20 protein-coding genes are annotated in these 19,345 nt (G+C 63.3%); 11 read left to right on the top strand and 9 right to left on the bottom strand.

Annotated elements, in window-relative coordinates; translation table 11 throughout:
- From topA to IB272_RS17210, 5 genes are all read right to left on the bottom strand, one after another.
- Positions 1-2,667, bottom strand: a complete 2,667-nt coding sequence (gene topA / locus IB272_RS17230; RefSeq protein ID WP_060583550.1) for a type I DNA topoisomerase — start codon at positions 2,665-2,667, stop codon at positions 1-3.
- Between the two features lie 229 nt (positions 2,668-2,896).
- Positions 2,897-4,045: a DNA-processing protein DprA gene (gene dprA / locus IB272_RS17225; protein WP_060583551.1), complete on the bottom strand. Its 1,149-nt coding sequence runs from the start codon at positions 4,043-4,045 to the stop codon at positions 2,897-2,899.
- Positions 4,045-4,656: a glycerol-3-phosphate 1-O-acyltransferase PlsY gene (plsY, locus tag IB272_RS17220; RefSeq protein WP_060583553.1), complete on the bottom strand. Its 612-nt coding sequence runs from the start codon at positions 4,654-4,656 to the stop codon at positions 4,045-4,047. Before plsY ends, dprA begins: the two co-directional genes overlap by 1 nt.
- Positions 4,657-4,686: 30 nt before the next feature.
- Positions 4,687-5,979 carry a dihydroorotase gene (locus IB272_RS17215; protein ID WP_034795376.1) on the bottom strand — a complete coding sequence of 431 codons (1,293 nt, stop codon included), beginning with the start codon at positions 5,977-5,979 and terminating at the stop codon, positions 4,687-4,689.
- Positions 5,976-6,917, bottom strand: coding sequence for an aspartate carbamoyltransferase catalytic subunit (locus tag IB272_RS17210; protein WP_034795379.1), 942 nt, complete (start codon positions 6,915-6,917; stop codon positions 5,976-5,978). Before IB272_RS17210 ends, IB272_RS17215 begins: the two co-directional genes overlap by 4 nt.
- A gap of 157 nt (positions 6,918-7,074) precedes the next feature.
- On the opposite strand from IB272_RS17210, the gene IB272_RS17205 reads away from it, so the two are divergent.
- Positions 7,075-8,727, top strand: coding sequence for an acyl-CoA dehydrogenase family protein (locus tag IB272_RS17205; RefSeq protein ID WP_060583555.1), 1,653 nt, complete (start codon positions 7,075-7,077; stop codon positions 8,725-8,727).
- 48 nt (positions 8,728-8,775) lie between these two features.
- Here the strand turns inward: IB272_RS17205 and IB272_RS17200 are convergent, their stop codons facing one another.
- The gene (locus IB272_RS17200; RefSeq protein WP_060583557.1) at positions 8,776-9,711 is read right to left on the bottom strand and encodes an AEC family transporter; all 936 of its coding nucleotides are present in this window, start codon (positions 9,709-9,711) and stop codon (positions 8,776-8,778) included.
- 241 nt (positions 9,712-9,952) lie between these two features.
- On the opposite strand from IB272_RS17200, the gene IB272_RS17195 reads away from it, so the two are divergent.
- Positions 9,953-10,093 (top strand): hypothetical protein, encoded by a 141-nt coding sequence (locus tag IB272_RS17195; RefSeq protein ID WP_089045732.1) that lies wholly within the window; start codon positions 9,953-9,955, stop codon positions 10,091-10,093.
- On the top strand, positions 10,090-10,431 hold the full coding sequence (locus IB272_RS17190; protein WP_060522216.1) for a DUF6105 family protein: 342 nt from the start codon (positions 10,090-10,092) through the stop codon (positions 10,429-10,431). The genes IB272_RS17195 and IB272_RS17190 overlap by 4 nt, the downstream gene beginning before the upstream one ends.
- On the opposite strand, the gene ruvX is transcribed toward IB272_RS17190, so the two are convergent.
- Entirely contained in the window at positions 10,377-10,862 is a 486-nt protein-coding gene (ruvX, locus tag IB272_RS17185) for a Holliday junction resolvase RuvX (protein ID WP_034795390.1), read from the bottom strand. The genes IB272_RS17190 and ruvX overlap by 55 nt on opposite strands.
- An 81-nt stretch (positions 10,863-10,943) precedes the next feature.
- On the opposite strand from ruvX, the gene IB272_RS17180 reads away from it, so the two are divergent.
- The 5 genes from IB272_RS17180 (at position 10,944) to IB272_RS17160 (ending at position 15,740) form a co-directional block, all read left to right on the top strand.
- Positions 10,944-11,648 (top strand): metal-dependent hydrolase, encoded by a 705-nt coding sequence (locus IB272_RS17180; RefSeq protein ID WP_034795392.1) that lies wholly within the window; start codon positions 10,944-10,946, stop codon positions 11,646-11,648.
- Between the two features lie 109 nt (positions 11,649-11,757).
- A complete protein-coding gene (gene gatC / locus IB272_RS17175; RefSeq protein WP_034795408.1) occupies positions 11,758-12,045 on the top strand; it encodes an Asp-tRNA(Asn)/Glu-tRNA(Gln) amidotransferase subunit GatC in 288 nt (95 codons plus the stop codon).
- 50 nt (positions 12,046-12,095) lie between these two features.
- Positions 12,096-13,577, top strand: a complete 1,482-nt coding sequence (gatA, locus tag IB272_RS17170; protein ID WP_060583558.1) for an Asp-tRNA(Asn)/Glu-tRNA(Gln) amidotransferase subunit GatA — start codon at positions 12,096-12,098, stop codon at positions 13,575-13,577.
- Between the two features lie 87 nt (positions 13,578-13,664).
- Positions 13,665-14,156, top strand: coding sequence for a GNAT family N-acetyltransferase (locus tag IB272_RS17165; RefSeq protein ID WP_060583560.1), 492 nt, complete (start codon positions 13,665-13,667; stop codon positions 14,154-14,156).
- Positions 14,157-14,288: 132 nt separating this feature from the next.
- Positions 14,289-15,740, top strand: coding sequence for a GGDEF domain-containing protein (locus tag IB272_RS17160; protein ID WP_089045735.1), 1,452 nt, complete (start codon positions 14,289-14,291; stop codon positions 15,738-15,740).
- Between the two features lie 77 nt (positions 15,741-15,817).
- Here the strand turns inward: IB272_RS17160 and IB272_RS17155 are convergent, their stop codons facing one another.
- A complete protein-coding gene (locus IB272_RS17155) occupies positions 15,818-16,072 on the bottom strand; it encodes a YjhX family toxin (RefSeq protein WP_034795416.1) in 255 nt (84 codons plus the stop codon).
- A gap of 207 nt (positions 16,073-16,279) precedes the next feature.
- Entirely contained in the window at positions 16,280-16,558 is a 279-nt protein-coding gene (locus tag IB272_RS17150; RefSeq protein WP_060583564.1) for a DUF1294 domain-containing protein, read from the bottom strand.
- A 160-nt stretch (positions 16,559-16,718) separates the two neighbouring features.
- On the opposite strand from IB272_RS17150, the gene gatB reads away from it, so the two are divergent.
- The 3 genes from gatB (at position 16,719) to IB272_RS17135 (ending at position 19,312) form a co-directional block, all read left to right on the top strand.
- Positions 16,719-18,221: an Asp-tRNA(Asn)/Glu-tRNA(Gln) amidotransferase subunit GatB gene (gatB, locus tag IB272_RS17145; protein ID WP_034795650.1), complete on the top strand. Its 1,503-nt coding sequence runs from the start codon at positions 16,719-16,721 to the stop codon at positions 18,219-18,221.
- Between the two features lie 2 nt (positions 18,222-18,223).
- The gene (locus tag IB272_RS17140) at positions 18,224-18,718 is read left to right on the top strand and encodes a GNAT family N-acetyltransferase (RefSeq protein WP_034795435.1); all 495 of its coding nucleotides are present in this window, start codon (positions 18,224-18,226) and stop codon (positions 18,716-18,718) included.
- 102 nt (positions 18,719-18,820) lie between these two features.
- A complete protein-coding gene (locus tag IB272_RS17135; RefSeq protein WP_246810373.1) occupies positions 18,821-19,312 on the top strand; it encodes a GNAT family N-acetyltransferase in 492 nt (163 codons plus the stop codon).
- The last annotated feature ends 33 nt before the right edge of the window (positions 19,313-19,345 follow it).

Genomic DNA, 19,345 nt, shown 5'->3' with positions numbered 1-19,345 from the left:
TCAGCCCTTCTTGGCCTTGGCGGCCGTCTTTGTTTTGCTCTTGGCGGGCGCCTTGGCCTTAGCCTTGGTCGCCTTGGCGCCGTCCTCGGACTTCGCCGCTGCCTTGGTCGTCTTGGCCTTGGTTGCCTTCCCCTTGGCCGTTCCGCCCTTGGCAGCACGCTCCGAGATCAGCACAAGTGCCTCCTCGACCGTCACCGACTGCGGATCCTTGCCCTTCGGCAGGGTGGCGTTGACCTTGCCCCAGTTGACATAGGGGCCGTAGCGACCGTCACGAACGGTGATCGGGCCACCGTCGGGATGGTCACCGAGTTCCTTGAGCGACGCGGCAGCGGTGCGGCCCCGGCCGGCACCGGCCTTCGACTGCTTGTCGGCGAGAACCGAGACGGCGCGATTGAGGCCGATCGAGAAGACGTCTTCGATCGATTCGAGGTTGGCATAAGTGCCGTCGTGCAGCACGAACGGTCCGTAGCGGCCAAGCCCGGTCGAGATCATCTTGCCGGATTCCGGATGGGCACCGATATCGCGCGGCAGCGACAGCAGCGCAACCGCCTTCTCGTGGTCGATCGTCGACGGCGTCCAGCCCTTCGGCAGGCTCGAGCGCTTGGCTTCCTTGCCGTCGCCACGCTGGACATAGGGGCCGAAGCGGCCGCTCCTGAGCGTGATTTCCTCGCCGGTATGCGGATCCTTGCCGAGCGCCTGCGGTTCGTTCGAGACCGCCGCCTCCTCGCCGTTGCTGTCGGAGGAAAGCTGGCGGGTGAAGTTGCACTCCGGATAGTTCGAGCAGCCGACGAAGGCGCCGTACTTGCCGAGCTTCAGCGACAGCTTGCCGGTGCCGCAGACCTGGCAGATGCGCGGATCGCCGCCGTCCTCGCGCTTGGGGAAGACCAGCGGCGCCAGTTCCTCGTTCAGCGCGTCGAGCACGTTCGTGACGCGCAGTTCCTTGGTTTCCTCGATCTGGGCGAAGAAATCCTTCCAGAAGTCGCGAAGCACGTCTTTCCAGTTGACCTCGCCGGCGGAGACCTGGTCGAGCTTTTCTTCAAGCGACGCGGTGAAGTCGTAGCCGACATAGCGTGTGAAGAAGCTTTCCAGGAACGCCGTCACCAGCCGTCCCTTGGCCTGGGGGATGAGCTTGCGCTTGTCGTTGGTGATGTAGTCGCGATCGAGCAGGGTCGTGACGGTGGCGGCATAGGTGGAGGGACGGCCGATGCCGAGCTCTTCCATCTTCTTGATCAGGCTTGCTTCGGAATAGCGCGGCGGCGGCTCAGTGAAATGCTGCGAGGCATTGATCTTCTGCTTGGCGAGGTTTTCGCGCGCATTGATCTCCGGCAGGCGGCCATCCTCGTCGCCGTCATCAGTCTGTTCGCCGTCTTCCTTGGCATCCGTATAGGCAGCGATGAAGCCGTCGAAGCGGATGACCGAGCCGGTGGCGCGCAGACCGGCCTTCTGGCCGCCATTGTCCGCAGTGATTTCCGCGGTCGTACGCTCGATCTCGGCCGATGCCATCTGGCTGGCGATGCCGCGCTTCCAGACGAGGTCGTAGAGCCTGAGCATGTCGCCATCGAGGAAACGTCGAACCTGGTCCGGCGTCCGGTTGAAATCGGTCGGGCGGATGGCCTCGTGCGCTTCCTGGGCATTCTTCGCCTTGGTCGAATAGAAGCGCGGCTTTTCCGGTAGATAGCGGTCGCCGAACTGGCTGGCGATCGCAAGGCGCGAGGCTTCGATCGCTTCCGGCGCCATCTGCACGCCGTCGGTACGCATATAGGTGATCAAACCGACCGTCTCGCCGCCGATGTCGACGCCTTCATAGAGCTTCTGCGCGACCTGCATGGTGCGCGAAGCGGAGAAGCCGAGCTTGGAGGAGGCGGCCTGCTGCAGTGTCGAGGTGGTGAAGGGCGGCGACGGGTTGCGCTTGACCGGCTTTGCTTCGATGCTATCGACCACATAGGCGGCGCCATCGAGCAGGGCCTTGAGACGATTTGCTTCTTCGCCGTTGCCGACAGCCTTCGGCGCAAGACGCTTGCCATCGGCCGAAACGAGACGCGCCTCGAACTCGTCCCCGCGCGGCGTCTTCAAGAGCGCCGAGATGTTCCAGTACTCCTCGGAGATGAAGCGCTCGATCTCGTTTTCACGATCGCAGACGAGGCGCAGCGTCACCGACTGCACGCGGCCAGCCGAGCGGGCGCCCGGCAGCTTGCGCCAGAGCACCGGCGAGAGGTTGAAACCGACGAGATAGTCGAGTGCGCGGCGCGCCAGGTAAGCGTCGACCAGCGAGGTGTCGATGTCGCGCGGATGAGCGATTGCTTCGAGAACGGCCTTTTTGGTGATGGCGTTGAAGGCCACGCGCTTGACCGGCTTGTCGCCGAGCACCTTCTTCTTCTTCAGAAGGTCAAGCACATGCCAGGAAATCGCTTCACCTTCGCGATCCGGGTCGGTTGCGAGAATGAGGCCGTCGGCGGATTTGACCGCGTCGGCGATGTCCTTCATGCGTTTCGCCGAGGCACTGTCGACTTCCCAGGACATCTCGAAGTCTTCGTCGGGACGGACCGAACCGTCCTTCGCCGGCAGGTCGCGCACGTGACCAAACGAAGCCAGTACCTTGTAGCCGGGGCCCAGGTACTTGTTGATCGTCTTTGCCTTGGAAGGCGATTCCACCACTACAACATTCATCGTCATTTTCTGAGACAACCGGTCCTGGTTCGGCGTCAGCGCCGTTTGCGCCGTACTTCGCCTGATATCGACGCCCCGAAATGGACAGGGATTCGAACGGGGTCAAGGGGGTTCGCCCAAAATAACGAAGAGAGGCCAGTGGGCGAACCATGCGGAAACACGCGGAATCTGCGATCTGAAACGTGTGATTGGTCCCGCTGGCGTGCCCGCCTGTGGCTGTGGCTTGTCATCATTCGGGCGTCGCGAGCGACACGAGGCCGCCAGCATGGCGATCAAGCCGACCGGCCAGATCAAGTTCCAGCAGAAGCAGATAGACCTGAGCCGGCGAAAGCCCGGTGTGGCGGACGATATCGTCGATCTCGACCGGCGTCGGGCCGAGCGCGGTGCTGACCGCGGCGCGGTCGCCGTCGCTCGCGCTCGCCGGAACACCAACCCGCGCCTGACCATCCGGTTCCCGCACGCCCGGCAGCGGCAGCTCCAGCTGGCTGAGTGGCGCCAGCGCCTCGATCACGTCATCCGGGCCGGTCGTGACGATCGCGCCCTGTTTCAGGAGATCGTTGGTGCCATGGCAGCGCGGATCGAGCGGCGAGCCGGGAACCGCAAAAACGAGCCGGCCGAAATCGGCGGCGTAGCGCGCGGTGATGAGCGAGCCGGAGCGGTGCGCGGCCTCGACGATCGCAACGCCGAGGCTGATGCCGGCGATCAGGCGGTTGCGGCGCGGAAAGTCGCGCGCCCGTGGCTCCCAGCCGAAAGGCATTTCGCTGATCGCGAGGCCCCGACCGGCCGTGATTTCTTCGAGCAGGCCGACGTTCTCGGGCGGATAGGGACGGTCGAGACCGCCGGCAAGGGCAGCGATCGTGCCGGTATCAAGGCTGGCGCGGTGGGCGGCCGTATCGATGCCGCGCGCGAGGCCCGAGGTCACGACATAACCGGCGCGGCCGGCGTCGAGCGCAATCATCGCCGCAAACTTTGCGCCGCTGACCGACGCGTTGCGCGAGCCGACAATGCCGAGCGACGGGCGGCCAGCCGCGCTGAGATCGCCTTTCATCGCGAGCAGAGGGGGAGCACCGTCGATCTGCCTGAGTGCCGAGGGGTAGGCTGCTTCGCCGATGCCGATGAAGACAGCGCCATGGCGTCGGGCAGCTTCGAGTTCCCGTTCGACCTCGCTTACGGAAGCCACACGATAGGTCTGCCTGGTTCCACCGCGCCGCGACAGTTCAGGCAAGGCGTCGAGCGCGTTTTCAGCGGTGCCGAAATGGTTGATCAGGTCGCGGAAGGCGATGGGGCCGACATTGTCGCTGCGAATGAGCCGGAGCCAGGATATCTTCTGTCGTTCGGTCAGCGCCACTCCGTTTCGTCCTGCGCTGGCCTCAGACATTATCCTTTGTCTCCGATCTTGCTTTCCGTGCCGGCGAGCAGCCGCTGAATGTTGGCGCGGTGCTTCACCCAGGTGATGACCGTCATGGCGGTAAAGAGGAGGGCGACCTTCTCGTTGCCTGCCGCGTAGAGTAGAACCGGAATGATAGCCGTTGCAACCAGGGCGGACAATGAGGAGTAGCGGCTGATTTTCGCCATGCCGAGCCAGATGACCGCGAAGGCAAGCACCATGAGGGGAGCAAGGCCGAGCAGGACGCCGATATAGGTGGCGACACCCTTGCCGCCCTTGAAGCCAAGCCAGACCGGGTAGAGATGGCCAATGAAGGCGGCAAAGCCCGCGGCGATTCCCGCCTCGACGCCCCAGTAGGATGCGATGAACGCTGCGGCGGAGCCTTTCAGGGCATCGAGCAACAGCGTTGCGGCAGCAAGCTTCTTGTTGCCGGTTCGCAGCACATTGGTCGCGCCGATATTGCCCGAGCCGATCTTGCGTACGTCGCCGAGCCCGGCCATGCGCGTCAGGATCAGTCCGAACGGGATCGAGCCAAGCAGATAGCCGAAGGCAAGGCTTAAGAGCGTAAAGGGCAGCCCAAGCTGCCAGGACAATAGATCCACCGGTTCCCCTCCCGCGCGACCGCTTTCGGCTTAGGCCGAATGCACCAGCTTGCCGGCAACATAGGTTTGCACGACCCGCCCGGTAAAGCGCGCATTTTCAAACGGCGTATTCTTGGAGCGAGAAACGATCGCCTCTTCGTAAAGCACCCAAGGCTCGTCGAGATCGAGGACGGTGATATCGGCCTTGGCGCCGGGTTTCAGCGTACCGGCGTCGAGACCGAAGATCGCCGCCGGCCGCGTCGACATCGCATCGATCAGGCGCATCAGCGGAACCTGGCCGCTGTGATGCAGGCGAAGCGCGGCCGCGGCCAGCGTTTCCAGGCCGATCGCCCCATCGGCAGCATCGGCAAAGGGCAGCCGCTTGGTGTCGACGTCCTGCGGGTCGTGCGAGGAGACGATGATATCGATTGTGCCGTCGGCCAGTGCCTCGGCCATGCCGATCCGGTCGTCCTCGCTGCGCAGCGGCGGCGAAAGCTTGAAGAATGTCCGGTATTCGCCGATGTCGTTCTCATTGAGCGCGAGATTGTTGATCGACACGCCGCAGGTGACGTTGGCGCCACGCTCGCGTGCGGTACGGATCGCGGCGGCCGATTCGGGAACCGAGATCTGGGCGGCGTGATAGGCGGCACGCGTCAGTCCGGCGATGCGCAGGTCGCGCTCGAGCGGAATGATCTCCGCTTCGCGCGGGATCCCGGAAAGGCCGAGCCAGCTTGCAAGCAGGCCCTCGTGCATGACGCCGTTGGCACCGAGATACTTGTCGCGGGTCTCAAGGGAGATGACGGCGCCGAATTCGCGCGCATAGGTCATGGCGCGGCGCAGGACCAGCGTGTCGTGAATCGAGCGACGACCATTGGTGAAGCAGACAGCACCCGCTTCGCGAAGCAGGCCAAACTCGGTCATCTCTTCGCCGGCAAGACCCTTGGTCAGCGCTGCGGCCGGATGCACGTTGACGAGCGCCTTGTCGCGCGCCGTCTTCTTCACATATTCGACGAGCGCGATGTCGTCGATGACAGGGTCGGTCTCCGGCATGGCGATGAAGGTGGTGACGCCGCCGGCAGCGGCGGCCCGCGATGCTGACTCGAAGGTCTCGCGGTGTTCGCTTCCCGGTTCGCCGACGAAGACGCGGGCATCGACGAGGCCCGGAACGGCGGTGAGGCCGGCGCAGTCCTTGACGAAGGCGCCATCCGGCGCGCCCTGGTTCTGGGCATCGGCACCGGCAGCAAGGATAAGGCCGTCGTCGCCGACGATAACAGTGCCGACTTCATCGAGATTGCGCGAGGGATCGACGATGCGAAGGTTCTTCAGAACGAGTGGTCTGGTCATGTGCGCGGCCCCTGGTTCTGCGAGAGAAGCAGCGTTTCCATAACCGCCATGCGCACGGCAACGCCCATCTCGACCTGCTGTTCGATCACGCTCTGCGGCCCGTCGGCGATTTCCGAGGCGATCTCGACGCCGCGGTTCATCGGCCCGGGATGCATGACAAGCGCATCCGCCTTGGCTGCCTTCAGCTTTTCCGCATCGAGCCCGTAGTAGTGGAAGTATTCGCGTACAGACGGCACGAAGGACCCGGCCATGCGCTCGCGCTGCAGGCGCAGCATCATGACGACATCGGCATCCTTCAGGCCCTCGGCCATCGAGTGGTAGACTTCGACGCCCATGTCGGCGATCCCGGAGGGAAGCAGCGTCGCCGGTGCGACGACCCGAACCCGTGCGCCCATCTGGTTCAGGAGCAGGATGTTGGAGCGCGCAACGCGCGAGTGAAGCACGTCGCCGCAGATCGCCACGATGATGCGCGAGAGCTTGCCCTTGGCGCGGCGGATCGTCAGCGCGTCGAGCAGCGCCTGCGTCGGGTGCTCGTGCTGGCCGTCGCCCGCGTTGACGACGGAGCAGGAGACCTTTTGTGCGAGAAGGGCTGCGGCACCGGCCGAGGAGTGACGCACGACCAGCACGTCCGGGTGCATGGCGTTCAGCGTCATCGCCGTGTCGATCAGCGTCTCGCCCTTCTTCACCGAGGAATTGCCGACCGACATGTTCATCACGTCGGCGCCAAGGCGTTTGCCGGCAAGCTCGAAGGAAGACTGCGTCCGGGTCGAGGCCTCGAAGAAGAGGTTGATCTGCGTCAGACCCCGAAGCGTCGACGTCTTCTTTTCTCTTTGACGGGAGATTTGGACGGCTTCATCGGCGCGATCGAGCAGATAGGTGATATCCTGCTCCGTGAGCCCCTTGATGCCGAGCAGGTGGCGATGCGGGAAAGTGATCATGGGCCGCCCTTGCGCTCTGGAAATGTGGTCGCTCTATAAGACCTGGTCCCCGGCACGGCAAGGCTTGCGCGGTTCAGTCCGCAGAAAACTTGCAACGGCGATCCTATCTTTTCTTCGCCCCGTTCCGTGGTCGAGAAACTTGCGCTAGAACCGGCCCATGAATCAGATGAACCGGACTGAACAGAAACTCGCCGAGCTCAACCAGCCCAAGCCCTGGTCCGGTGTCAACGCCTATCGCTCCGATCCGCTGGTGGTCGACATCACATCGGGCATGAGCAAGACGCTGCGCGATGAGTTCGACGTGCTCGGCCGCTACGTCACCTCGCCGGAGGCCCAGGAACTGGCGCGCATGGCGAACGAAGGTCCGCCGAAGCTGAAGACCCACGGGCCGCGCGGCGAGCGTCTCGATGTCGTCGAGTTCCATCCGGCCTGGCATGCGCTGATGCGCCGCTCGATGTCCTCGGGCCTGCACGCGTCCGCCTGGGAAAATCTGCCGGACGAGCGCAACCAGTCGCACAAGACGCGGGCGATCCGCTTCTATCTGACGGCGCAGCTCGAATGCGGCCATCTCTGCCCGCTGACGATGACCAGTGCATCGCTGGCCGCGATCACCGCGTCGCCGGCGGTGCAGAAGGAGTGGGCGCCGAAGATTCTGTCGCGCAAGTACGATTCCACCAACCGTCCGTGGATGCAGAAGTCGGCCGTCACCGTCGGCATGGGCATGACCGAGAAGCAGGGCGGCACCGACGTGCGCGCCAACACCTCGACGGCCGAACGGGTGGGCGAGGGCATCTATCGACTGAATGGTCATAAGTGGTTCATGTCGGCCCCGATGAGCGACGCTTTCGTTATGCTGGCGCAGACCCGCGAAGGGCTTGCCTGCTTCCTGGTGCCGAGGCTCCTGGAAGATGGCAGCGCCAACGGCTTGCGGTTCCAGCGGCTGAAGGACAAGCTCGGCAACCGCTCCAATGCGTCTTCCGAGGTCGAGTTCTCAGACACGTTCGGCTTCATCCTCGGCGCGCCGGATGCCGGCCTCCGCACGATCCTCGACATGGTGACGCTGACGCGGCTCGACTGCGCGCTCGCTTCCGCCGGCATGATGCGCGCTTCGCTTGCCGAAGCCGTACATCATACGCGCGGCCGCAAGGTTTTCGGCAAGCCGCTCGTCAGCCAGCCGATGATGACGCGCGTGCTCGCCGACATGGCGCTCGACGTTGCCGCGGCAAGCGCACTTTCGTTCCGCCTGGCCGAAGCCTTCGACAAGGCGCGCAGCAGCGTGGAAGACGCGGCTTACGCGCGGATCATGACGCCGGTTGCGAAATACTGGGCCTGCAAGATCGCGCCGGCTCTGATCTATGAGGCGATGGAGTGCCTCGGCGGCAACGGCTATGTGGAAGAGCGTGCACTGGCGCGCCACTACCGCGAAGCGCCTGTGAATGCCATCTGGGAAGGCTCCGGCAACGTCATGGCGCTGGATGTGCTGCGGGTTCTCGCCAAGGGCAAGGATCTGTTCGAGCAGCTCTTCGTCGTGCTGGCCCGCGATCTCGGCCCGTCCGGTCGCAAGACGATCGACGTGCTGCGCGCGGCCATGTCGCTGTGCGAGCGTGATGAGGGTGCGGCCCGCATGCTGGTCGAGCAACTGGCGCTCGCCGCCGCTGCCGCCGAGCTCTACCGTCTCGGTGCCGGTCGCATTGCCGATGCCTTCCTCGAATCGCGCCTGGCTGCCGGGTGGCGCTCGACCTACGGCATGCTCGATTCGCGCTTCGATTCCGCCTACATCCTGGACCTTCTCTATCCCCCTGCGGCCTGAGTCGCAGGACGTCCGGCGTAAGCCGTCAGGCCGCTGCGGCATAGGCCGTCAGCCCCCTGCGGCGTAAGCCGTCAGCCAGAGCACGAGCGGTATCGTGAAGAACGAAACGACCGTCTGGACGGTCGCGACCGCCGCATAGAGTTCGGCGTCGCCATCCATCTGCTTGGCCAGTAGATAGCCGTTCATCGCGGTCGGCACGGCCGCGCCGAGCGCGATGACCAGCAGAGCATCGCCGCGAATGCCGAGCAGGTAGCTCGCGCTCACCATGAAGACCGGCATCACGATCAGCTTGAGGAAGACCGCGAGCAACGCCGTCCTGCTGGGCTTCAGCGCATCGGATGCCCGCAGGCCCGCACCGACCATCACCAGGCCGAGGCTGAGCGAGGCGCTTGCCAGCATATCGATCGTGGCCATCACTGGGCCGTAGATCTTCAATCCGATCATGTTGACGAGAATACCGAGCACCGAGGCGACGATCAGCGGATTGGAGACGATCTTGGCGAAGAAGCGGCGGAAGTCGCGATTGCCACCGCCGAACCAGACGAGAACACCGATATTGTAGAGATTGATCGGGATGATCACGAGCGTCATCACCAGGGCGGTCAGTGTTAGGCCGATCGGGCCATAGAGTTTCTGCGCGATCGCCAGCGCCATGAACCCATTCCAGCGTGTCGCCGTCTGGAAGACCGAGGTGAAGGATGCACCTGATACCTGGCGGTTCCGCAGCATCGGCCACAACAGCAGCACGAAGACCGACATCAAACTGACGCTTCCGATCGTAGCTATAGCCGTCGCATCGGCCTTCAATCCGGCAAAATCGGCCTGGGCGAGCGTCGAAAACAACAGCGACGGGAAAAGGATGAAGTAGCCGAACTGCTCGAGCCCGAGCCAAAGACCCTGATCGATCAAGGTCGAACGCTTGAGCCAGGCGCCAAGCAGGACCAGCAGGAAGACGGGAAGGATGCTTTCAAAGACGACGGTCATGGGGGAGGGCCTGCGTGCGGGACGTCTATCGCTACCTCAAATCATCGCCGACCGGAATGCGCTAGTGGCACGAGGCGGCGATCAAACGGGAGGGTCCCGCCTTCAAGGATCCGCGACCGGACTGCCCTGTGAAAATTAACCTTAACAAATGGTTTACGTTGCGCGGGTCGCCGCAAGGGCGGAGATTGATCCGGAATTTTAATGGATTCCGGAATGGAGCGGTTCGGTGAGAACTGGTCTTATGATCATCATGATGATGTTTTTTGCCGGACTGGCGCTAGATATCGCAGTTCCCGCGATGGTTCTTGTGGCCGTCGTGCTGGCTGACCGCGCGATTTACCCGGTTGTCTTTCGGCAGATCTCGGAAAGGGGGGCCGCATGAAGTGGTTTCTGATCCTTTGGGGCGGGCCGATCCTGCTGCTGGGCTCCTGGTACGGCCTGTCGTACTACGACATGAGCTTCGGCTTCTTCATGCTGACGCGGCAAACCCATGATCTGGTGTTCCAGATCTACGGCAATGTCCTCGGCATCCCGCCGGAAACCATTCCGCCGCTCGTAGCCCGCGCGATCGTCGTCGACAGCCTGATCGTTTTCGCCATCATCGGCTTTCGCAAGCGCCGCCAGATCGCCGCCTGGTATCGTCGCCGCTTCGGTGCCGCGGCCCCTCAGTCCGAGAGGCCGTCTCTTGCCAGCGACGCCAGCCTGTCGAGCGCGCCCTGAAGAATGAACGAGGCCGCGGCCGAATCGATGCGTTCGGCCCGCTTGCGTCGTGACACGTCCATCTCGATCAGCACCCGCTCGGCCGCGACGGTCGAAAGCCGTTCATCCCAGAAGGCGAAGGGAAGGGGCGTTTTCTGTTCCATGTTGCGCACGAAGGCGCGGGTCGCCTGACAGCGCGGCCCCTCGCTGCCGTCCATATTGACGGGCAGGCCGATGACGAAGGCCGCGATCTTTTCTTTCGTCGCTGCCGACAGCAGCGCCTCCGCGTCCACGCCGAACTTGACCCGACGGATCACCTCGCGCGGGGTCGCAAAGCGGCGACCGAGATCGGAGACCGAGAGACCGATCGTTTTCGTGCCGAGGTCGAGGCCTGCAATGGCCTGGTTCGGCTGTAGCTGGGCTGCGAGTTCTTCGATAGTGAGAATTGCCATGGGATTGTCGATTCGATCTTTGCGCGGAGAGTTGTCTGATCCATATGCTGTTGCGACAGACAAATCATCAGGGAGATCGTCATGAAGATCAAATGGCTCGGCCATGCCGCCTTTCACATCGAAACGGCAAAGTCCAAAATCCTGATCGACCCCTTCTTTACCGGCAATCCGGCGTTCCGCGACGAGGAGCGCCGGGACGCGACCGCCGGGCTCACCCACATTCTCCTGACCCATGGTCACGGCGACCATGTCGGCGATACCATTGCGATCGCCAAGGAGACGGGCGCGACGGTCGTTGCCAATGCCGACCTTGCCGCCTGGCTCGGCCGGCATGGCGTCAAGGCGCTGGAAATGGGGAACACCGGCGGCACGATCAATCTCGGTAGTTTCTCGACGACCTTCGTCAACGCGCTGCATTCGTCGGCGCAGCTGACCGAGGACGGCGTCTCGCACTCGCTCGGCAATGCCAACGGCCTGGTGCTGCATTTCGAGGACGAGCCGACGCTCTATCACATGGGTGATACGGACATCTTTTCCGACATGGCGCTGATCAACGAGCTGCATCAGCCGGAGATCGGCATCGTGCCGATTGGCGATCGTTTCACCATGGGCGGGGCGGTTGCGGCCCTGGCCTGCCAGCGCTTCTTCAAGTTCTCGACAGCCATCCCCTGCCATTACGGCTCGTTCCCGATCATCGACCAGACCCCGGAAACCTTCGTTGCCGGCATGGAAAGCGCGTCGACCAAGGTGGCGACGCCGCACGTCGGCGGCGTCGTCGAGATCTGATGTTGCGCCGGGCCTTTTGACGAGAGGCCCGGTCCTCCGGCAATTCCCCCGTTGCGTGGCTCGCCCTGCGCCATTATAGCGGGGGAAGTTCCAGTTACCGGAGACGATCATGTCCGTAGACCTTGCCACCGTGAAGCGCGTCGCGCGCCTTGCCCGTATCGCCGTCAGCGAAGAAGAAGCCGAACGGATGATGGGTGAGCTCAATGGCATCCTCGGTTTCGTCGAGCAGCTCTCCGAAGTGAATGTCGATGGCGTCGAGCCGATGACCTCGGTCACGCCGATGGATATGAAGAAGCGGACGGACACCGTATCGGACGGCAACAAGGCCGACGACATCGTTGCCAATGCGCCGAATTCCGATCGCAATTTCTTCCTCGTTCCGAAGGTGGTCGAGTAATCTCCCGCCAGCCGCCCCGACGTTTCTGATTGCGAAAGCCAGATTTTACCATGACCGACCTTACCAGCCTGACGATTGCCGAAGCCCGCACCAAGCTCGCCGCGAAGGACATCACCGCCGTCGAACTGACCGATGCCTATCTCGGCGCGATCGATGCCGCCAATGAGGCGATCAACGCCTACATCGCCGTCACGCCCGAAAAGGCACGAGAGATGGCCAAGGCCTCGGATGCGCGTATCGCCGCCGGCAAGGCCGGTGCGCTCGAAGGCATCCCGCTCGGCATCAAGGACCTCTTCGCCACCGAAGGCGTGCACACCCAGGCCTGCAGCCACATCCTCGACGGTTTCGCGCCGCGCTACGAATCGACCGTGACCCAGAACCTCTGGAGCGACGGCGCCGTCATGCTCGGCAAGCTGAACATGGACGAGTTCGCCATGGGCTCGTCGAACGAGACCTCCTACTACGGCGCGGTCAAGAACCCGTGGCGCGCCAAGGGCTCCAATCTGGATCTCGTGCCGGGTGGCTCCTCCGGTGGTTCCGCCGCAGCCGTTGCCGCGCATCTCTGCGCCGGCGCGACCGCCACCGATACCGGCGGCTCCATCCGCCAGCCGGCAGCCTTCACCGGCACCGTCGGCATCAAGCCGACCTATGGTCGCTGCTCGCGCTGGGGCACCGTCGCTTTCGCCTCGTCGCTCGACCAGGCAGGCCCGATCGCCCGTGACGTGCGCGATGCCGCGATCCTCCTGAAGTCGATGGCAAGCGTCGACGCCAAGGACACGACCTCGGTCGATCTGCCGGTGCCGGATTACGAAGCCGCGATCGGCAAGTCGATCAAGGGCATGAAGATCGGCATTCCGCGCGAATACCGCGTCGATGGCATGCCGGAAGAGATCGAAGCGCTCTGGCAGCAGGGCATTGCCTGGCTGAAGGAAGCCGGTGCCGAGATCGTCGACATCACCCTGCCGCACACGAAATACGCGCTGCCGGCCTACTACATCGTCGCTCCGGCCGAGGCCTCCTCGAACCTTGCCCGCTATGACGGCGTTCGCTACGGCCTGCGCGTCGACGGCAAGGACATCGTCGACATGTACGAAAAGACGCGCGCCGCCGGCTTCGGTCACGAAGTCAAGCGCCGCATCATGATCGGCACCTACGTGCTTTCGGCCGGCTACTACGATGCGTACTATCTGCAGGCACAGAAGGTGCGCACCCTGATCAAGCGCGACTTCGAACTGGCGTTCCATGCCGGCGTTGACGCCATCCTGACGCCGGCGACGCCGTCGTCTGCCTTCGGCATCGCCGACGAGGATCTGGCATCCGATCCGGTCAAGATGTACCTCAACGACATCTTCACGGTAACGGTGAACATGGCCGGCCTTCCCGGTATTGCCGTTCCCGGCGGTCTCGACCACAAGGGCCTGCCGCTTGGCCTGCAGCTGATCGGCAAGCCGTTCGAGGAAGAGACGCTGTTCAAGACGGCGCATGTGATCGAACAGGCGGCCGGCCGCTTCACACCCACCAAATGGTGGTAATCTCTTGAGGGGCGGTACCGACGAGGTACCGCCCTTTCTTCTTCGGTTGCATTGAAAGCCACTCTTGTCGCGGAAGGAGACCGCGTCATGCCCGTCATCCGCCATGCCCGCGCCGGCGACCTCGACCGGCTGGCCGAAATCGGCCTTAGATCCTGGCAGTCGGCAATTGCGGGCCTCGCCGATGGCGAAAAGATGCGGCGCGTGGCCGAGGCCGCATTTCTCCGTTTTCTGTTCGATCACTGGCTTTCCGTTTTGCTCGTCGAAGGCGAGGGCGCCATCTGCGGTTGGGTGGCGTGCGAGAACTTCGACAATGCGATCTCCGATCTATGGATCGAGCCGCAGCTCCAGGGCAGGGGCTTCGGCGGGCTGCTGCTTGCTGAGATCGAGCGTCGTATTGCTGCGGACGGATTCGACGCGGCCACCACCAAGACGCACGCGCGCAACGACCGCGCCGTGCGCTTCTTCCGCAATCACGGCTATGGCGTGAGTTGGCTGTCGACCGCCTATGCGCCGCAACTCGACAGCGACGTTGCCTTCATCGGTCTGAGCAAATCTCTGGAGCAAAGCCCGGATCATTGACACCCCGCCACCTCATGCATGGCAGCCACGCGCAAAGCCGGCTGGCCTATTCACACCGCATTCATTAGGCCCATGAAATATTATGGGGTATGACGTGGTGGTGGGGCACCGCAAGGGGGGCGCTTGTTGCAGATGCTGGATAAAACGGTTCCGCGACCGTTGGTTCTGAGACCTTTCCACCATTCGTTTTGGCTTGCCGGCCTGGGCGTGATCGTCTTCACCGCCTGCGTGCTCGGCATCTTGAGTCGCCCGGTCGGCATGCTGGCTTCGATCTGGCCGGCAAATGCGATCCTGCTCGGTCTGCTGATCAGAAAACCGTCGCTCGCCAGCCCGGCTGGATGGCTGACGGCGGCATTGGCCTACGTTCTTGCGGACCTGGTGACCGGCGCGGATCTCTATGAAGCCGCGGCGCTGAATGCGGCCAACATGGTCGGCGTCGTCATCGGCTTCCTGCTCTATCGCCGCTTTTCGCCGGAGCATCGGCACCTGCGCCGGGCGCGCTCGGTCCTTTACATGTTCGCTGCCTCCTCTCTGGCGGCGATGGGCGCCTCGCTCGTCGGAGCGGTCGCGGTTCACTTGTCCTTCGGCAAACCCGTCGCGGACGCATTCGTCGCCTGGCTCACCACCGAGCTGGTCAATTATGTGGTTCTGCTCCCGGTTTTCCTGGCAGCGCCGCTTCCTGAAGACGGTTTGCGATCCCGTGCCACGAGAATGACGGTGTCAACGGCCTCTGCTTCTGCAACCGTCTGGCCGTTCGTCTCCCTGGTCTTGTCCTGCGCTGCGGCGCTCGTCATCGGCGGCCCAGGCGCTTTCGCTTTCCCGGTGCCGGCACTCTTGTGGTGCGCGCTCAGCTATGGCTTGTTCCCGGTGACGATCCTGACCGCGATCGTCTGTGTGTTGACGCAGATTGCCGTTGCCTCCGGCGCCCTGCATCTCGGCGTCAGCGGCGTTGCCGAACAGACGCTCACCTCCACCCGGCTGGGGACGACCCTTCTTGCGCTCTGCCCGCTGGCGGTTGCCAGCGTCGATGCCGCACGACGGGCGCTGATTGGGCGCCTGTCCCATGCGGTCGATTATGATTTTCTGACCCAGTGCCTGGCGCGCGCGACCTTCATGGCGCGCGCGGCCGCGCTGATCGCAGCGCCGGTCGCCCGAAAAGGCGGGACGGTGGTGATGATGCTCGACATCGACCGCTTCAAGGCGATCAATGACACCTATGGTCACGCCGTCGGCGATCAGGTGCTGGTCTCGGTCGCAGGCGCCGTTCGCGGGACGCTGCGTTTTGAGGATCTCGTCGGTCGGCTTGGCGGCGAAGAGTTTGCCGTTGTGCTTGTTCGGCAATCCCCGACCGATGCGCTCAAGGTCGCCGAGCGACTGCTCGAGGCCGTGCGCGCGCTCCATATCGACCTGGAGCAGGGCGGAAGGATCGCCGTCACCATCAGCATCGGCGCTGCCGAAGTCCTGACCCGCGACACCGGCCTTGACGGCTTGCTGCTTGCGGCCGACCGCGCGCTCTACCAGGCGAAGGCTGCGGGCCGCGACCGCGTGCAATGCGCGGCCCCATCGAGCGCTCACGCAACGTAAGTCGCTTTCCGTAAAGTAAAGTGCGCATCTGGCGATACCGGGCATGCTGGCATGCCCGGTATCGTTCGTATTCGCCGCTAGCGGTTGTTAAGTTCGGAGCGCACGAGCTGCAGCCCGCGTTCCGTGATGCGGTAGGGTTTTCCGCCGGACGATGAAATCGCCTTCTTCCGTTTCAATTTGCGGAAAAGTTCGAGGTCGAAGCCGGGATAGACCCAGCCGTCACGGGTGAAGCACCGGATTTCGGTGATCGCCTTGTCGTCGCGGGTGATTTCAATGCGGCCGCCCTGGGCCAAATGATGAAGAATGCGCTGTTCTGCGCGCGAGATGTCCATTGTCTGAATGTTCCGGAATCGCGTTCGTGTGAACGCAGGAAAACGTTCCGCAAATTACTGAAGATGCGGGGTGACGTTTCCGGCCCGTGCGCGCAATCAAAGCGGATTACGCGGACGGGCTTTACCGGGACTCAGGCGAAGAACGGAACATAAAAACTCCAATAGAACGGTGCCTTCCTAAAAGGCCGTCGTTCGCGCGTCAAGGGGTCATTGCAACGCCAGGGTGCCAATGGCCGCCAGCGCCACTTGCAAGACGATGATCAACGCGAGGCGCGTGCGAAAGGGTTCCTTACGCGTCTTGTGTCGGAAGATATGGCGCGCCGCCATCGCTCCCGGGCTGCCGCCGAAAAAGGCGAGAGTGAGCAGGGTCCGCTCGCTGATCCGCCGTCGGCCGGAGCGCGCCGCTTGCTTGTCGTACCAGAACAGCCCGAAGGCCGCCAAGTTGACGAGAATTGCGAACGAGAGCAGGGCAGGGCCGATGGACATGAGCGAAGTCTTGCCGATAGGCGCTAAACGGTGGTTAAGAGACGCCCGCCGTCCGCATGAGATTGCATATGGCGCTTCTGATCCAGCCGAACAACTTGCACCGGCGGACCAATTGTTCTACCGAGAAACCAAGAATTCAGGCTTCAAAGAAGAGCATGATATGAGCATTGTCGACGTCCGCACCCCCGATCCGAAACGCTTCATCCCCGGCGCCACTGGCGACTGGGAAGTCATCATCGGCATGGAAGTCCATGCCCAGGTGCTTTCCAATTCGAAGCTGTTCTCGGGCGCATCGACGGAGTTCGGCAATGCGCCGAATGCGAACGTCTCGCTGGTCGATGCCGCTATGCCCGGCATGCTGCCTGTGATCAACGAGGAATGCGTGAAGCAGGCGGTGCGCACCGGTCTCGGCCTCAAGGCCGCGATCAACAATCGCTCGATCTTCGACCGCAAGAACTATTTCTATCCGGACCTGCCGCAGGGCTATCAGATCTCGCAGTTCAAGGATCCGATCGTCGGCGAGGGCAAGATCATCATTTCGGTCGGCCCGGATCGTCAGGGCCAGTTCGAGGATGTCGAGATCGGCATCGAGCGCCTGCATTTGGAACAGGATGCCGGCAAGTCGATGCACGACCAGCATCCGTCGATGTCCTATGTCGACCTCAACCGCTCTGGCGTGGCGCTGATGGAGATCGTCTCCAAGCCGGACATGCGCTCGTCGGATGAGGCCAAGGCCTACATGACGAAGCTGCGCTCGATCGTGCGCTATCTCGGCACGTGCGACGGCAACATGGACGAAGGCTCGATGCGCGCCGACGTCAACGTTTCCGTGCGTCGTCCGGGCGAGGGCTTCGGCACGCGCTGCGAAATCAAGAACGTCAACTCGATCCGCTTCATCGGCCAGGCGATCGAATACGAGGCACGCCGCCAGATCGGCATTCTTGAGGACGGTGGCAGCATCGACCAGGAGACCCGCCTGTTCGACCCGAACAAGGGCGAGACCCGCTCGATGCGCTCCAAGGAAGACGCGCACGACTACCGCTACTTCCCGGATCCGGACCTGCTGCCGCTGGAGTTCGACGACGCCTTCGTCGAGGCGCTGAAGGCCGACCTGCCGGAACTGCCCGACGACAAGAAGGAGCGCTTCGTGCGCGACCTCGGCCTCTCGGTCTATGACGCCTCGGTGCTCGTCTCCGAAAAGTCGATCGCCGATTATTTCGAGGCGGTTGCCGAAGGGCGCGACGGCAAGATTGCCGCCAACTGGGTCATCAACGACCTGCTCGGTGCCTTGAACAAAGCCGGCAAAGCCATTGAAGAGACTCCGGTTTCCCCGGCACAGCTCGGCGGCATCATCGATCTCATCAAGGCCGAGACCATCTCCGGCAAGATCGCCAAGGACCTCTTCGAGATCGTCTGGAACGAGGGCGGCGACCCGGCCGAGATCGTTGAAGCGCGCGGCATGAAGCAGGTGACCGACACCGGCGCCATCGAGAAGGCCGTCGACGAGATCATCGCCGCCAACCCGGATCAGGTCGCCAAGGTGCAGGCCAAGCCTTCGCTCGCCGGCTGGTTCGTCGGCCAAGTGATGAAGGCGACCGGCGGCAAGGCCAACCCGCAGGCCGTACAGGCGCTCGTCAAGGCCAAGCTCGGCATCGAGGAATAACGATGTTCTTCGTGCGCACGGCAAGCGAGCGCGACCTGGAGAAGGTTCGCGCTCTGCTGATCGAAACGTGGCACGCGACCTATGACACTTTCTACGGTGTCGAGAAGGTCAACGAACTCACGGAGCGCTGGCATTCGCTGCCGGCGCTCAAAGCCCGGCTCGCGCGCAAGAACGCCGAGTTTCTTGTTGCCGACGATGGAAGGCAGCTGGGCGGCATGGGCTATGCGGCGATGTCCGACACGCAAGCCAAGACGGTGGTGCTGCACCAGCTCTATGTCCTTCCGAAGTTCCAGCGCCAGGGCGTCGGTCGCGATATCTTCGCCGAACTCGAAACCTGCTTCCCGGACGCCGAGCGCATGCGCGTCGAGGTCGAGCCGCAGAACCTGCACGCGCTCACCTTCTATCGCGCGCACGGCTTTGCCGAAGTGGGCGAGACCCCGGTTGACGACCCGTCCGGTCTGCCGGCCATCGCTCTGGAAAAGCCGCTTCTTGGCTAGGCGATCCGTCCGATTGCCTGAAGTTTCGCATGCCTGTGGACAAGCTTGAGAGGCACGGCTCTGTCATTGCGCCGTTACCTCCGGGTGTTTGATCCGCGGGCGATGAACGATGTGAGCGGGGAAACCATGGACGCGACCGAACTCTTGATCCGCAAGGCCGAGCGTAAGGACCTCGAAGCGATCGTCGCGCTCTTCGCCAATGATCCGCTCGGCGGCCACGGCGACACGACCGACCCCGAGGCCTTCGCGGACTACGCCGCTGCCTTCGACCGGATTGAAGCCTCGACGCTGCAGACGCTCTTTGTCGCGGTTCTTGAAGGGCAGGTCGTCGGCACTTTTCAAACCGCGCTGCACACGTCTCTGTCTGGGCGTGGAAGCTCCAGCCTGATCGTCGAAGCGGTCCAGACGCGTGCGGACATGCGCGGCCGTGGGATCGGCGAGCGCATGATGCGCCATGCCATTGGCGAGGCGCGGGAGAAGCGCGCAAAGAAGGTAAGGCTCACGTCCAACGCCGTGCGCACCGATGCGCATCGCTTCTACGAGCGTCTAGGCTTTGTGCGCAGCCACTTCGGCTTTCACCTGCCGTTGAAATGACCGCCTCCGCCTCGGAATCACTGGACAAGCCCT

It is taken from the genome of Ensifer sp. ENS08, from assembly GCF_014852195.1.
GTDB lineage: Bacteria > Pseudomonadota > Alphaproteobacteria > Rhizobiales > Rhizobiaceae > Ensifer > Ensifer adhaerens.
Note: the sequence above shows the minus strand (reverse complement) of the source record. Positions and strands in the feature narration are given on the sequence as shown.

Bases quoted from the DNA above. Each gene is read 5' to 3' on its own strand.
- gatC (WP_034795408.1), top strand. From the start codon at position 11,758: ATGTCCGTAGACCTTGCCACCGTGAAGCGCGTCGCGCGCCTTGCCCGT.
- IB272_RS17215 (WP_034795376.1), bottom strand. From the start codon at position 5,979: ATGACCAGACCACTCGTTCTGAAGAACCTTCGCATCGTCGATCCCTCG.
- IB272_RS17160 (WP_089045735.1), top strand. From the start codon at position 14,289: ATGCTGGATAAAACGGTTCCGCGACCGTTGGTTCTGAGACCTTTCCAC.
- IB272_RS17205 (WP_060583555.1), top strand. From the start codon at position 7,075: ATGAATCAGATGAACCGGACTGAACAGAAACTCGCCGAGCTCAACCAG.
- dprA (WP_060583551.1), bottom strand. From the start codon at position 4,045: ATGTCTGAGGCCAGCGCAGGACGAAACGGAGTGGCGCTGACCGAACGA.
- IB272_RS17155 (WP_034795416.1), bottom strand. From the start codon at position 16,072: ATGGACATCTCGCGCGCAGAACAGCGCATTCTTCATCATTTGGCCCAG.
- IB272_RS17180 (WP_034795392.1), top strand. From the start codon at position 10,944: ATGAAGATCAAATGGCTCGGCCATGCCGCCTTTCACATCGAAACGGCA.
- IB272_RS17135 (WP_246810373.1), top strand. From the start codon at position 18,821: ATGAACGATGTGAGCGGGGAAACCATGGACGCGACCGAACTCTTGATC.
- gatA (WP_060583558.1), top strand. From the start codon at position 12,096: ATGACCGACCTTACCAGCCTGACGATTGCCGAAGCCCGCACCAAGCTC.
- topA (WP_060583550.1), bottom strand. From the start codon at position 2,667: ATGAATGTTGTAGTGGTGGAATCGCCTTCCAAGGCAAAGACGATCAAC.
- IB272_RS17165 (WP_060583560.1), top strand. From the start codon at position 13,665: ATGCCCGTCATCCGCCATGCCCGCGCCGGCGACCTCGACCGGCTGGCC.
- IB272_RS17200 (WP_060583557.1), bottom strand. From the start codon at position 9,711: ATGACCGTCGTCTTTGAAAGCATCCTTCCCGTCTTCCTGCTGGTCCTG.
- IB272_RS17190 (WP_060522216.1), top strand. From the start codon at position 10,090: ATGAAGTGGTTTCTGATCCTTTGGGGCGGGCCGATCCTGCTGCTGGGC.
- IB272_RS17140 (WP_034795435.1), top strand. From the start codon at position 18,224: ATGTTCTTCGTGCGCACGGCAAGCGAGCGCGACCTGGAGAAGGTTCGC.
- IB272_RS17150 (WP_060583564.1), bottom strand. From the start codon at position 16,558: ATGTCCATCGGCCCTGCCCTGCTCTCGTTCGCAATTCTCGTCAACTTG.
- IB272_RS17195 (WP_089045732.1), top strand. From the start codon at position 9,953: ATGATCATCATGATGATGTTTTTTGCCGGACTGGCGCTAGATATCGCA.
- gatB (WP_034795650.1), top strand. From the start codon at position 16,719: ATGAGCATTGTCGACGTCCGCACCCCCGATCCGAAACGCTTCATCCCC.
- ruvX (WP_034795390.1), bottom strand. From the start codon at position 10,862: ATGGCAATTCTCACTATCGAAGAACTCGCAGCCCAGCTACAGCCGAAC.
- IB272_RS17210 (WP_034795379.1), bottom strand. From the start codon at position 6,917: ATGATCACTTTCCCGCATCGCCACCTGCTCGGCATCAAGGGGCTCACG.